The sequence below is a fragment of the Mesorhizobium sp. FG116 genome (assembly GCF_057809835.1).
This window is the reverse complement of sequence record NZ_JBMDKS010000045.1, coordinates 1-13353: the sequence shown is the minus strand read 5'-3', so window position 1 is coordinate 13353 and position 13353 is coordinate 1. Positions and strand designations below refer to the sequence as shown.

Sequence of the window (13353 nt, the reverse complement as noted above, 5' to 3'; positions counted from 1 at the left end):
ATCGCCCTTGGGGTTGTCCCAATGCGCCAGGGCGTTGAAGCGATTATCAATCATCCTCAAGGCGTTGCGCAGGTTCTCCCGGCGGTTCTCCCCTCGGGCCAAATTGGCGAAGTTGGTCGTCGCCCGCGTATTGTCGGCGGGACGATAATCCTCATCAAAACGGACGCTCTTGAGCCGAAATGTAAAGTCGTCGCCCGTCTGCCGGCAATCGACTGGAGACCTTCTGATTTGAGACACGACTTACCCCAATGATTTGGGGGATGGGTCAGCGGACACATAGCAAGTCAGGCCGCCACGCGGCCTCCGCTACGGCACACCGGGACACCCCGCCCGTGGACGTTTTTTACCAAGGCAGGTCTCCTGGCTTGCGGGTCGTCGCTTCCGTCCGTCTTCCCAGGGTTTGACCCCCAGTGACATGCTGGACATCGGCTCGCCGCTTACAGTTGCGGGGGCAGCGCCGGCATTCCCTGTTACGGGGCACCGGCTTCCCTCTTAGCCCCGGTGCGTTGCACACAACGACCGGGGAACCTAGGCGTCCGCACCTTCCTGCAATTGCCGTACGAAGTCAAGGACGCATAAAGGAATGTTTATATCTTTATTGCAGGTATTGGCGTTGAATTTTGCAATGTCGGCAATCCCTGTCCACTATCTGGTGACTCGTCGGCGTCATCTTCGCGCCACTTGGCGATCTTCGCCGGATCGCGCCTCAGCCTGTCGATGACATCGACCGAGAACACCCGCAGTGTAAATCGCCGTTGGGTACGGCTCGATGAAAGATGGCCGACAGACGGCAGGCGCCCGTCCTTGCTCCAGCGTCTGCGCTCCTTGGCCGAGATGCCAAGAAGCACGTCGACATGCTTGGCAGGCAGCGGCTCATTGAAGACGCTCCGCAACCGCATGTCGAGCACTTGGCAAATGTCGTCGAGTCTTTCCGACCGATCCAATGAGAAAAGGAACGCCGGCGGTTCCTTATGGATCACTGTTGCCAGTGGCCCGAATTTTTCCATCGACTGGATAAAGAGACGCCGGGCAAGCCGCAATCGATCCGGGATCGAGCGCACCGGATCGCTCGGGAGATCAAGTGCGACGCAAAGTGTGCCGCTCTCTGGTGCAACGGTAAGATGATGAAAATCATTTGCCGAACAGGCCGTACTGGCGATGCGATCTGCCTGTGATGCCCGTGTCATGCCGCAAGACAACTCTTTTGACCGAATTTGCGGAGGTCCTGATACCGAGAGCCCAATTTATAGTCTGTAACACAGATTCTTCCACCATACCTCAGGCACTGGAGTACGGGGCGAAAGTACTGCGGCGGCTGTCGATCACCAATGTTTTTGCCAGCGGCGGGAAAGCGCGCTGGGCGCAGCTGACGCGGTCGCAGACCTTGCATCCGGCGCCGATCAAGGTGCGAGTTGATTTGTCATTTAACGCAAGGCCCTGCGAATAGACCAGCCGATCGGCATGCAACAGGTCGCAACCGAGCCCGATCGCGAACTTCTTGGACGGTGCGCCATGTCCGCCCCTCGAACTCTCGACCATGCGCGCAATCCATAGATATGCGCGGCCATCCGGCATCTCGGCCACCTGCATCAGCGTCCGGCCAGGATTGGAGAAAGCGTCGTACACGTTCCACAATGGACAGGTTCCGCCAACACGCGAAAAGTGGAAATCCGTCGCTGACTGACGCTTGGATATGTTGCCGGCCCTGTCGACACGAACGAAAAAGAACGGCACCCCGCGTGCTTCTGCGCGCTGCAACGTGCTCAGCCGGTGGCAGATCGTTTCAAATCCCACTCCAAACTCGTGGCCGAGCAGATCGATGTCGTAGCGAAGGCGTTCCGCAAGTTGGAGAAACGGCGCATAAGGCAGGATCAGCGCGCCTGCGAAATAATTCGCGAGGCCGATGCGCGCCAGCGATCGGGCTTCGTCGTTGGAAAAAGCCCCTTGGGCGACCAGAGCATCCACCAGTTCACGCTGCTCAAGAAAGGCCATCTGGGTCGCCATCTGGAACGCCCGCTGTCCGGAATGCAGCCGGCGCGACAGCCATAGCGTCCGCGTTTCGGGGTCGTATTTCCGCTGGGTGGCGGATGCCGCATCGTCCCGTAAGTCGGCTATCCGCAGCCCGTGTTTCGCCTCCAGCCGGCGGGCGATCGCAGACGCCATTCGTCCGAGCGGCAAACCGAGTTCCCTGGCGACGGTTTCCGCAGCGCGGTCGAGCGTGTCCACATAGTTGCGGTTCGCATAGAAGAAGTCGCGCACCTCCTCGAACGGCGCTGAAGGAAGGGCTGCCGGCTCTCCCCACCTGCCATCGCCAAGCCTTGCCGCATAGGCCGCGACCTGCTCGGTCGCCTGCTTCAGCCTGCGGCCCTGGGAGATAAACGCGCGCGCCACGGCCGGCATGTTGGCGGCCAGCTCCCGCAATTCCGCCGAGGCGATCGTTTCGCCGATCGCCGGATCGGCCAGGGCCTCGCGCAGTTCGCCGATCAGCCGGGCTTCGTCATTGTCGGAGAAGATCTGCACGTCCATGCCGAAGGCGGCGTTGAGCCTGAGCAGGACCGGCACGGTCAAAGGACGCTGGTTGTTCTCGATCTGGTTGAGATAGGAGAGCGAGACGCCGACCGCGTCGGCCAGCGCCTGCTGAGTCAGCCGGCGCTCCTCCCGCAGCCGCTTCAGCCGCACGCCCATGAACGCCTTCTTCATGGGTGCCGTCGCCCCCGGATACTTCGCAAACTTTGCATATTCACAGGATCATCTTCACAAAGCTACGCATTTTCAGTGGTTTAATACATCTATCATATGCGGATAATGCGAATTTGAAAAGTCAATCGGATACATTCGCGTGAACATGGAGCCGATCGCATCCGCGCCAGGCCAAGCCAGCTTTCTGGAAGTCGTTCTGCCCGAACAGGCCAATCACTACGGCACGCTCTATGGTGCGAACGCCCTGCAGATGATGGGCAAGGCCGCCTTCGTCTGCGCCATACGGCATGCCCGCTGTGCCGTGGTCATGGCAAAGGCGGACAACATCGAATTCCTCCGCCCGATCAGGATTGGATCCATCATCGACGTTCGAGCGCAGATCGTCTTCCAGGGCCGCTCGTCCATGACCGTGATCGTCGAGATCCTGCCTGATCGTCCCGGCACGGAGGAAGTCACCGCCGCCATCACTGGCCGTTTCATGTTGGTAGCCGTCGACAGCGACGGCGTCCCGATGCTGATCCCCCCTTCAGAGTCACATCATGCAGAGGAAGCTGTTTCGTGAAGTCACATGAGGTCCGTACCTACAAGTCCGCCGAGAAACTCCTTCGCGAAGACCAGCTTGCCTGGAAGATCGCCGCTGTCGCGGCGGACGATGTGGCGCTTGACGCCGACGTGGTCGAGATGATCGGCAATCGCATCATCGACAATGCATCCGTGGCCGCTGCCTCGCTGGCACGGCGTCCAATCATCAGCGCACGCGCGCAAGCTCTCGCCCATCCATTCTCGCCGGGATCGACAGTTTTCGGTTTGGCGGCATCGACGCGTGTTTCGCCGGAATGGGCTGCATGGGCCAATGGCGTCGCAGTGAGAGAACTCGACTTCCACGATACGTTCCTCGCTGCGGACTATTCGCATCCGGGCGATAATATCCCGCCCATCCTCGCAGTGGCGCAGCATTGCGGGCTTTCAGGTGCGGCGCTCGCGAAAGGGTTGGCTACGGGCTACGAGATTCAGGTTGATCTGGTGAAAGGCATCTGCCTGCACGAGCACAAGATCGACCATATTGCCCATCTCGGGCCATCAGCGGCCGCTGGCATCGGCACGGCGCTCGGTCTACCCGCTGAAGTCATCTATCAGGCGGTGCAGCAGGCGCTGCATGTCACCACCACCACCCGTCAGTCGCGCAAGGGCGAGATTTCGAGCTGGAAGGCCTATGCGCCGGCCTTCGCCGGCAAGATGGCGGTCGAAGCCGTTGACCGCGTCATGCGCGGCGAGGGCGCTCCGTCCCCGGCATGGGAAGGTGAGGACGGCTTTATCGCCTGGCTGCTTTCGGGTCCGAAGGCCGAGTATGCCGTGCCGCTTCCCGAGAAGGGCGAAGCCAAGCGCGCGATCATGGACACCTACACCAAGGAGCACTCAGCCGAATATCAGAGCCAGGCGCTGATCGATCTGGCGAGACGGATGGGTCCGAAGGTCGGCGACCTGTCCAGGGTCAAGGGCATCGTCATCCACACCAGCCATCACACGCATTACGTGATCGGGACCGGGGCAAACGACCCGCAGAAGATGGATTCGAAGGCGAGCCGCGAAACGCTCGACCATTCGATCATGTACATCTTTGCTGTCGCTCTGGAGGATGGCGGCTGGCATCACGAACGTTCCTATGCGCCCGAGCGCGCCAACCGGCCCGAGACCGTGGCTCTCTGGCACAAGATCTCGACCGTCGAGGACGGATCCTGGACGGAGCGCTACCACAGCCGCGATCCGAAGGAGAAAGCGTTTGGCGGCCGCGTCGTCGTCACCTTGCAGGACGGTTCCGTGATCGAGGACGAGCTTGCCGTGGCCGACGCGCATCCCCTTGGCGCGCGCCCCTTCGCCCGGCCGGACTACGTAAAGAAGTTCCGCACGCTCTCTGAAGGGATCATCGCGGGGGCGGAGCAGGATCGCTTCATCGCCACGGTGGAGCGCCTGCTCGATCTTGAACCCGAGGAGCTTTCCGGCCTCAACTTCACCGTCGAAGCCGACAGGCTCGGCGCGGCGGCCGGAACTGGCATTTTCGACTGGAAGCGCGATTGAGGAGGATGATATGACCGCATTCAAGCCAAAGAAGTCGGTCGCGCTGTCCGGCGTCGTCGCCGGCAACACAGCGCTCTGTACCGTGGGGCGCACCGGCAACGATCTGCATTATCGCGGCTACGACATTCTCGACGTGGCCGAGACCTGCGAGTTCGAGGAGATCGCCCATCTCCTCGTCCACGGGGCGCTTCCAACGGCTGCCGAACTCGCTGCCTACAAGGCCAAGCTGAAGTCGTTGCGCGGTCTCCCACAAGCGGTGAAGCGCACGCTGGAGCTGCTGCCGGCCGCTACGCATCCGATGGACGTGCTGCGCTCGGGCGTTTCGGCGGTGGGCTGCGTTCTGCCTGAGGCGGCGGATCACAACCTTGCCGGTGCACGCGACATCGCCGACCGTCTGATGGCATCGCTCGGCTCGATGTTGCTCTACTGGCACCACTTCGCCCATAACGGCCGCCGCATCGAAGTGGAAACCGACGACGATACGATCGGCGGTCACTTTCTCCACCTGCTGCACGGCAGGACGCCAAAGCCGTCGCACGTAAAGGCGATGCATGTGTCGCTGATCCTCTATGCCGAGCATGAATTCAACGCCTCCACCTTCACCGGCCGGATGATCGCCGGCACCGGATCAGACGTCTATTCGGCTATCACCGGCGCGATCGGCGCACTGCGAGGTCCGAAGCACGGCGGCGCGAATGAGGCCTCGTACGACATCCAGAAGCGCTATGCCGATCCGGACGAGGCGGAGGCCGACATCCGCCGCCGGGTCGAGGCGAAGGAGGTGGTGATCGGTTTCGGCCATCCGGTCTACACGGTCTCCGATCCGCGCAACAAGGTGATCAAGACCGTGGCGCGCCAACTCTCCGTCGAGGCCGGCTCGACGAAAATGTTCGACATCGCCGAGCGGATCGAGAGCACGATGGCCGACGCCAGGAAGATGTTCCCGAACCTCGACTGGTTCAGCGCGGTATCCTACCACATGATGGGCGTGCCGACGGCGATGTTCACGCCGCTCTTCGTTATCTCGCGCACGTCCGGATGGGCCGCGCATATCATCGAGCAGCGCATCGACAACAAGATCATCCGCCCGTCGGCCAACTATGTCGGCCCGGAGAATCTGGAGTTCGTGCCGATCGAGAAGCGTGGTCGGCCTAACACTGCCAAGGCCGCATAAGGAAAGACAAATGCCCTATCTTGTATCTTCTGACCTACCGGCAGAACCGGCGGGCGCTCGTTTCCGCGCTCTGGTGGAACGCGGCGGCATCGCCCAGCTTCCGGGCGCACATAACGGCATGGCGGCGCTTCAGGCAAAGGCCGCCGGCTTCGACGGGCTTTATCTCTCAGGCGCTGCCATGACCGCCTCGATGGGCATTCCAGACCTCGGTATCATCACGGTGGACGAAGTCTCCTTCTTTATCCGCCAGATCACCCGCGCGTCGGGCCTGCCGCTGCTCGTCGATGGCGACACCGGCTACGGTGAGGCGCTGAACGTCATGCATATGGTGCGCACCTTCGAGGACGCCGGCGCCGGCGCGGTTCATCTGGAAGATCAGCTCCTGCCCAAGAAATGCGGCCATCTCAACGACAAGAGGCTCGCCGCCGCCCACGACATGGCGGCCAAGGTCGCTGCCGCAGCGAAGGCCCGCCGTCATCTCTACATCATCGCTCGCACTGATGCGGCGGCAAGCGAGGGGCTCGATGGCGCAGTCGCGCGTGCAAAGCTCTACATGGAGGCGGGAGCCGACGCGATCTTCCCGGAGGCCCTGAATACAGCAGAAATGTTCCGCGAGTTCGCCGCCCGTATGCCGGGCGTGCCCTTGCTCGCCAACATGACCGAATTCGGCCGGACGCCTTTCTTCACGGCGAACGAGTTCGAGCAGATGGGCTACAAGATGGTGATCTGGCCGGTTTCATCCTTGCGCGTCGCCAACAAGGCGCAGGAAAAACTCTATGCGACCATCCGAGCAAATGGGTCGGCCGAAGCTATGCTTGGGGCGATGCAGACCCGGGCGGAGCTTTACGGCGCCATCGACCTGGCCGGCTACGAAGCACTCGATGCGTCCATCGTCGCGACGATCGTGCCCGAACTGGTTTAAGCTGAGCATTCCTCGTCACGAGCCCTTTTTGCCGGACTTTCACTGCTCTCCATGCAAGGCAGCAAGACGGATATGTGGAGCCAACCGGAGAAGTTTGCTATTTGGACCGGCAATGACAAACATTGAACGCCCCGTCCTGACGCCACCCGACGGCCATCGCAAGGTGTTGCTGCATTCCTGCTGCGCGCCTTGTTCGGGTGAAGTGATGGAGGCGATGCTGGCTTCCGGCGTCGACTATACGATCTTCTTCTACAACCCGAACATTCATCCGGAGCGCGAATATCTGCTGCGCAAGGACGAGAATGTGCGCTTCGCTGAAAAGCACGGCGTGCCTTTCAGCGATGCCGACTATGACAAGGACAACTGGTTCGCCCGTGCCAAGGGGATGGAGTGGGAGCCAGAGCGCGGCATCCGCTGCACCATGTGCTTTGACATGCGTTTCGAGCGCACCGCGCTCTACGCCCATGAGCACGGCTTTCCTGTGATGACGAGTTCGCTCGGCATCTCGCGTTGGAAAAACATGGCGCAGATCAACGATTGCGGCAAACGCGCCGCTGCGCCCTACGAGGGTCTGGAATACTGGGACTATAACTGGCGCAAGGGCGGCGGCGCAGCGCGTATGATCGAAATCAGCAAGCGCGAAGAGTTCTATCAGCAGGAATATTGCGGCTGCGTCTATTCATTGCGGGACACGAACGTGCATCGTCGCAACCAGGGCCGCGAGCCCGTCGTCATCGGCCAGAACTACTATCGCTTCGACCCTGATCGCGAAGACAGCTATCCGCCTTAACCAAACGAACTTCGACAGCAGACTAGCACCCTTCTGTCCCAGCCCCGCCGTCTGCCGGGAGCTGAACGGATGTCGGATTTTAGGTTGTTACAAGGATACCCCGAGCGACAACAATTAAGGTCGGCTGCAGAACGGCAGCTTATCGCGAGGGCGGACTGAAACCGGACTGTCAGCAATCGGCCCCGTTCTTGTCAGCACGTATCCTATGCGAGATCGGGGGAGAAGGACGGCAACGTCAGCTTCATCGAAGCCAAAAAGTCTGCAAAGGCTATACTGCTGTCACCCATTGCCGCTTGCAGGCCATAGCGACCGTGCCGGTGATCGACGGTAGCCTGCCAAATCGGCTGGTCAGTGAACGGGTTTCGGCATTTTAGGCCAGCTCGTGCTTTTTCGCGATGTCGCTCGCCGCCTTTTCGATACCTGGATAGATTGTGCTTGCCTTTATGTTGAGCTTGGCGAGCTGGGCAAGGATGCCAACCTTGTTCCGAATTCGAATTCGGGACACTTCGATGTTGCTATGCCCGGTTTCAGGGAGAATAGCGTCCTTACCAAACAGCAGAAATGCGCCGGATTGCGAAACCATCCGCTCATGTGTATTGCGCGCCCGGACGAAAACAATCTTCTGTAGATCTTCCGGGACGAGGCGCCCCTCAAAGTAAGGCTTCTCTCGCTTGATGAAGTGAAGAAGCTTCTCGACAACTGGCTCTTGATTGAAGGCTATGGTCTCCATAGTCAGGTCCATCGCGTTCTTCTCCTCCTCCTTCATCAGACAGAGGTTTGAGATGCAGCTCACGCGATCTGAATCGAAATGGAGCACGTCGTGGCTGGGCGAGCGAAGGATGATGACCTCACCCTCTATTTCGTTTCCTTCACCATCCGTCTTGATTGTGGAACAGCAGAAATAGAGCGCTACGAGAGGGTTGGAGCTGACATCAAGCAGGCGGGTCGGAAGCCCGAAATGTTGCATACGCACCAATCTGTCCAGCATTGAACGGTCATTGGAGAATTGCGCGTCCTGGACGCTCAGAAGTTCCCGAACCATCACCTCTTCTTTCGGAAGGTATTTGTAGCTGCCAGACTGATTCCGGCGAAACAAAGAGGGAGCGAGCAGATAGTTGAAGTCCGAATGTCCGCGATAAAATATCTCCTCGCCGGGCTTCTCATCGAGCGCGAGCACCTGCGCCATAAAGGCTTGCAACGTCTCAACTGGCTCGCCCCGCGCCTCGGCGGGCTCGGGTGGGGCCGGCGCCGTCGTGACGTTGGCAATATTCGGCAACCCCGGGATGATATCATTTAGAACGGTGCTGAGATCGGCGGACTTGATTGCCCAGTGAGTACGGTGCAGCTCAAAGGAATCCATCCGGAGCGCTTTCCGGAAGGCTTCGCGGTCCGTGACGGGGACCTCCCCAAAATCGTGCGAAGTTCAAATGTGTAGAAGATTTCGCCCGCGACCACAGATAGGTTCGAAACCTTGCCGAGACGAATACGAAAAAATTCATTTCGGTTGTCGTCGCGATCCAGCTCACTCATGAAGAGAGTGGGCAACTCGGAAAGATAGGCGAGACTGGTGGCCGTAATGGGCTGGAAGCTCGCGACAATCGACGGGTCCGTGTACTCAAGGAAACGCGATAGCGTGAAAGTGTCGTTGTGCACCTCGCCAACCGGCACGTTCCAGGCTGAATCATTGCCCGCCATGACTACACTGAACACGCTCGCCGCCCCTCGAATAAAAACTGTCGAGCTTTATGAGAGAACCGCCAAACCGCGGTCAACTCCATATCTGCAGTGCGGCGCAGGGCAGCGGCCAGCAGAGCTTCGCGAACGGCAGCTTGGAGAGAGTGGCTGGGTCGCTCGGAACGTCCGAGATGAGGGTCGGAAGCGGTCGCTTCATTTGATTCCAGCGCCGTCGCTTCATCTGAAATTCCTGCCCTTGACGGCTATCTGGCGGATGTGGCCGTATCCGTCCGTCAAATTGCGACCTTGGAACGATCTTGGCGGCAGACCGCGCGGATCGGGCGACGGCGATCCATGATGGAACTCGTCGCCGCGGCCGTGCGGTAGCGGAAAGGCGGCATCACGCGCGCCGACGCTCGCGAGCTCGGCCGACAGGTCGGTGATCTTCCGAGCGACCAGGTGCACGACCGCGCCTTCGCGCTGGATACGGCCGCGCACGCCGAGCATGCCGGCCGATAGCAGCGTGCGGCGATTGGCTTCGAACACTTTCGGCCAGACGACGAGGTTGGCGATGCCCGTCTCGTCCTCGATCGTCACGAACAGGACGCCTTTCGCACTACCCGGCCGCTGGCGGACCAGCACGATGCCGGCGGCTTCCAGCCAGCGGCCGTCACGGGCGTCCATGGCCTCGGCGCAGGAGACGATGCAGCGACGACGCAGATCCTCGCGCAGGAACGAAACCGGATGCGACCTGAGCGACAGCCCGACATGGCCGTAGTCCTCCACCACCTCGCTGCCGGCCGTCATCGGGCGCAGCGAGACGGCCGGCTCGGCGATCTCCGGCACGATTTCTTCCTCGCGCGCCGTCGCGGCCGCGAAGAGCGGCAGCGGGGCGTCACGCAGGCCGCGGATGGCCCAGAGCGCTTCGCGTCGCGCGAGGCCGAACGCCGGCCGGAAGGCGTCGGCTTCGGCGAGCTGGACGAGCGCGGCCTGCGGCACGCCGGCGCGGCGGCAGAGATCGTCGACCGACGCGAAGGGCTGATCGGCACGCGCGCCGACGATCGATGCAGCATGCTGATTGGCAAGGCCCTTGACCATGCGAAAGCCCAGACGAACGGCGAAACGGTCTTCGTCGCCGGTCGGTTCGAGCGTACAATCCCATCGGGACGTGTTCACGCAAACCGGTCGCACGTCGACCCCGTGATCGCGGGCGTCGCGGACGATCTGCGCCGGCGCGTAAAATCCCATCGGCTGGGAATTGAGCAGCGCGGCTGCGAATGCGTCGGGGTGCCAGCATTTGAGCCAGGCCGAAGCGTAGGCGATTAGGGCAAAGGAGGCTGCGTGGCTTTCCGGAAAGCCGTAGCTGCCGAACCCCTCCAACTGCCTGAAGGTGGCTTCCGCGAAATCGCGCTCGTAGCCGTTGGCGACCATGCCGTCGATGAGCTTGGCCTTGAAGGCGCTGACGCCGCCGGTGTGCTTGAACGTCGCCATCGACTTGCGCAGCATGTCTGCTTCGCCGGGCGTAAAGCCGGCGCAGCAGATCGCGACCTGCATGGCCTGTTCCTGGAAGAGCGGCACGCCCAACGTTTTGCCCAACACCTTTTCGAGTTCCGGCTTGGGATAGTGGACCGGCTCCAGTCCCTCGCGGCGGCGCAGATAAGGATGCACCATGTCACCCTGGATCGGTCCGGGCCTCACGATCGCGACCTGCACGACGAGGTCGTAGTAGGTGCGGGGTTTAAGCCGCGGCAGCATCGACATCTGCGCACGGGATTCGATCTGGAAGGTTCCGAGGGTATCGGCCCGCCTGATCATGGCATAGGTACGCGGGTCCTCTGGCGGGATCGTCGCCAAGTCGAGATTGGCGCCCTTGTGCTCGGCCAGAAGGTCGAGGCCCTTCTTCATGCAGGTCAGCATCCCCAGGGCGAGAATGTCGACCTTCATGAAGCGCAGCGCGTCGATATCGTCCTTGTCCCATTCCACCACCTGCCGGTTTTCCATGGCCGCCGGCTCGATCGGCACAAGGTCGTCCAGCCGGTCATGGGTGAGGACGAAGCCCCCCGGATGTTGGGAAAGATGTCGGGGCGCGCCCATAAGCTGCCAGGCAAGATCGAGGGTCAGGCGCAGGCGCCGGTCGGCGGTGTTGAGATTGAGCTGCTCGACCTGGCCTTTCGACACGCCCTCTTCGGACCAGCCCCAGACCTGGCCGGAAAGCGTCGAGATCAGGTCCTCCGGCAACCCAAGCGCCTTGCCGACGTCCCGCAGCGCCCCCTTGGTGCGGTAGCGGATGACGGTCGAGCACAGCGCTGCGCGGTCGCGGCCGTAGGTATCGAACACCCACTGCATGACGATCTCGCGCCTTTCATGCTCGAAATCCACGTCGATGTCGGGCGGTTCGCGCCTTTCCTCCGAGATGAAGCGTTCGAACAGGAGGTCGTTGCGGCCGGGGTCGATCGAGGTAATGCCGAGCACGTAGCAGACCGCCGAATTGGCGGCCGAGCCGCGCCCCTGGCAGAGAATGTCGCGCGATCGCGCGAAGCGGACGATGGAGTTCACCGTGAGAAAATACGGCGCGTAGTCGAGCTTGGCGATCAGCGCCAACTCGTGCTTGAGCGAAGCGACGACATTGTCCGGCACGCCCTCCGGATAACGTCGTTCAGCACCTTCCCAGGTCAGTTTCTCAAGCGTCTGCTGCGGGGTGAGCGAGGGATCGTCCCGCTCCTCCGGATATTGGTAGCGCAGTTCGTCCATGGAGAAGGAACAGCGCCGCACGATCTCCAGCGTGCGGGCGAGCGCTTCGGGATAGCGCGCGAACAGGCGGTGCATCTCGGCCGGCGGTTTCAGATAGCGGTCGGCATGGCGCTCGCGCCGCTCGCCGAGGTCGTCGATCGTGACGCCATGGCGGATGCAGGTCACCACGTCCTGCAGGACACGCCGGCCGGGCTCGTGGAAGAGTATGTCGTTGGTGATGACCGTCTCGACGCGCATCCGCACCGCGAGGTTAGACAACTCGTGAAGCCGGAGCTGATCGTTCGGCCGACGCCGCAAGGTCAGCGCCATATAGGCACGGTCACCGAAGGCGTCGCGCAGCCGGCGCAGATGGAATCCGCAGTCCTCATCCGCCATGTCGGGAACGAGCACCGCGATCAGGCCGTCACCGTAGGCGACCAGATCCGACCAGCGAAGATCGCATCTCGCCTTTCCGGCGCGCTGCTTTCCGAGCGACAGCAGACGGCAGAGCCGCGAATAGGCGGGACGATCGGTGGGATAGACAAGGATCGGCGGCGCATCGGCAAGATCGAGCCGGCATCCGACGACGAGGCGCACGCCGGTCGCCTTCGCGGCTTCGTGGGCGCGCACGATGCCGGCGAGCGAATTGCGGTCGACCACGGCCAGCGCCTCGATGCCGAGTGCGGCGGCGCGAGAAAACAGCTCCTCGCAGGACGACGCGCCACGCAGGAAGCTGAAATGCGTGGTGACCTGAAGCTCGGCGTAGCGGGGTCCGCTCATCCGAACACCCCATGCAGAAACCAGAGATGCGAGCCGGTCTCAGGATCCTCGCCATTGCCGGCGCGGTAAATCCAGTAGCGTTCGCCGGCCTGGTCCTCGACCCGGAAATAATCCCGGATGGCGGCAAGCTCGGCATCGCGCTTCCACCATTCCGCATGGACGCGCTCGGGACCGTCCGCCCGTTTGACGCGGCGACGCACCCCGCGCCACGTGAAGGAAACGGGCGGATGGTCCGGCAGGAGCGCGATCGCCTCGATGCGCTCCGGATGAGCAAAGAGACGCGCAGGCCGCGGCCAATGGCTCGGCCATGCAGCACCAGTGTCGGGCGACAGCGCCGGAATGCGGCAGACCGATCGCTCGGGCACGTCGCTGGCGACGGGAGCCGCCCGGTAGATCGCTCGCTCGCCGACGCGGTTGGCCAGCGTGTCCACGAGGTCGGAGATATCGGGTGTCACGATCTCTATGAGGTCGCTGGCCATCTGCCGGCGTTGCAACGGCTCGGCCGTG

General features: G+C 61.9%; 12 protein-coding genes and 1 riboswitch. Of the genes, 5 read left to right on the top strand and 7 right to left on the bottom strand.

The window, feature by feature from the left end; translation table 11 throughout:
- The 3 genes from ACODTY_RS22315 to ACODTY_RS22305 all read right to left on the bottom strand — a co-directional run.
- On the bottom strand, nt 1-228 hold a 228-nt coding region (locus tag ACODTY_RS22315; protein WP_488996370.1), incomplete at its 3' end, for a putative oxygenase MesX.
- A 105-nt stretch (nt 229-333) separates the two neighbouring features.
- Nucleotides 334-547, bottom strand: a riboswitch (cobalamin riboswitch).
- A gap of 40 nt (nt 548-587) precedes the next feature.
- Nucleotides 588-1187 carry a hypothetical protein gene (locus ACODTY_RS22310; RefSeq protein ID WP_488996369.1) on the bottom strand — a complete coding sequence of 200 codons (600 nt, stop codon included), beginning with the start codon at nt 1185-1187 and terminating at the stop codon, nt 588-590.
- A gap of 91 nt (nt 1188-1278) precedes the next feature.
- Nucleotides 1279-2700, bottom strand: coding sequence for a short-chain fatty acyl-CoA regulator family protein (locus tag ACODTY_RS22305; RefSeq protein ID WP_488996368.1), 1422 nt, complete (start codon nt 2698-2700; stop codon nt 1279-1281).
- A 145-nt stretch (nt 2701-2845) separates the two neighbouring features.
- Between ACODTY_RS22305 and ACODTY_RS22300 the strand changes: the two genes are divergently transcribed.
- The 5 genes from ACODTY_RS22300 to ACODTY_RS22280 all read left to right on the top strand — a co-directional run bounded on the left by ACODTY_RS22300 (nt 2846) and on the right by ACODTY_RS22280 (nt 7662).
- Nucleotides 2846-3262, top strand: coding sequence for an acyl-CoA thioesterase (locus tag ACODTY_RS22300; RefSeq protein WP_488996367.1), 417 nt, complete (start codon nt 2846-2848; stop codon nt 3260-3262).
- Nucleotides 3259-4776, top strand: coding sequence for an MmgE/PrpD family protein (locus tag ACODTY_RS22295; protein WP_488996366.1), 1518 nt, complete (start codon nt 3259-3261; stop codon nt 4774-4776). Before ACODTY_RS22300 ends, ACODTY_RS22295 begins: the two co-directional genes overlap by 4 nt.
- 10 nt (nt 4777-4786) lie before the next feature.
- Nucleotides 4787-5950: a bifunctional 2-methylcitrate synthase/citrate synthase gene (gene prpC, locus ACODTY_RS22290; protein WP_488996365.1), complete on the top strand. Its 1164-nt coding sequence runs from the start codon at nt 4787-4789 to the stop codon at nt 5948-5950.
- 10 nt (nt 5951-5960) lie between these two features.
- On the top strand, nt 5961-6872 hold the full coding sequence (gene prpB / locus ACODTY_RS22285) for a methylisocitrate lyase (RefSeq protein WP_488996364.1): 912 nt from the start codon (nt 5961-5963) through the stop codon (nt 6870-6872).
- A gap of 112 nt (nt 6873-6984) precedes the next feature.
- Nucleotides 6985-7662, top strand: coding sequence for an epoxyqueuosine reductase QueH (locus ACODTY_RS22280; RefSeq protein ID WP_488996363.1), 678 nt, complete (start codon nt 6985-6987; stop codon nt 7660-7662).
- A gap of 370 nt (nt 7663-8032) precedes the next feature.
- Here the strand turns inward: ACODTY_RS22280 and ACODTY_RS22275 are convergent, their stop codons facing one another.
- From ACODTY_RS22275 to ACODTY_RS22260, 4 genes are all read right to left on the bottom strand, one after another.
- On the bottom strand, nt 8033-9022 hold the full coding sequence (locus tag ACODTY_RS22275) for an FRG domain-containing protein (protein WP_488996362.1): 990 nt from the start codon (nt 9020-9022) through the stop codon (nt 8033-8035).
- The gene (locus tag ACODTY_RS22270; RefSeq protein ID WP_488996361.1) at nt 8956-9372 is read right to left on the bottom strand and encodes a hypothetical protein; all 417 of its coding nucleotides are present in this window, start codon (nt 9370-9372) and stop codon (nt 8956-8958) included. The genes ACODTY_RS22275 and ACODTY_RS22270 overlap by 67 nt, the downstream gene beginning before the upstream one ends.
- Nucleotides 9373-9573: 201 nt before the next feature.
- A complete protein-coding gene (locus ACODTY_RS22265) occupies nt 9574-12846 on the bottom strand; it encodes an error-prone DNA polymerase (protein WP_488996360.1) in 3273 nt (1090 codons plus the stop codon).
- Nucleotides 12843-13353 (bottom strand): DUF6504 family protein (locus ACODTY_RS22260; RefSeq protein WP_488996359.1); only part of this gene is annotated, 511 nt, incomplete at its 5' end. The genes ACODTY_RS22265 and ACODTY_RS22260, both read right to left, overlap by 4 nt.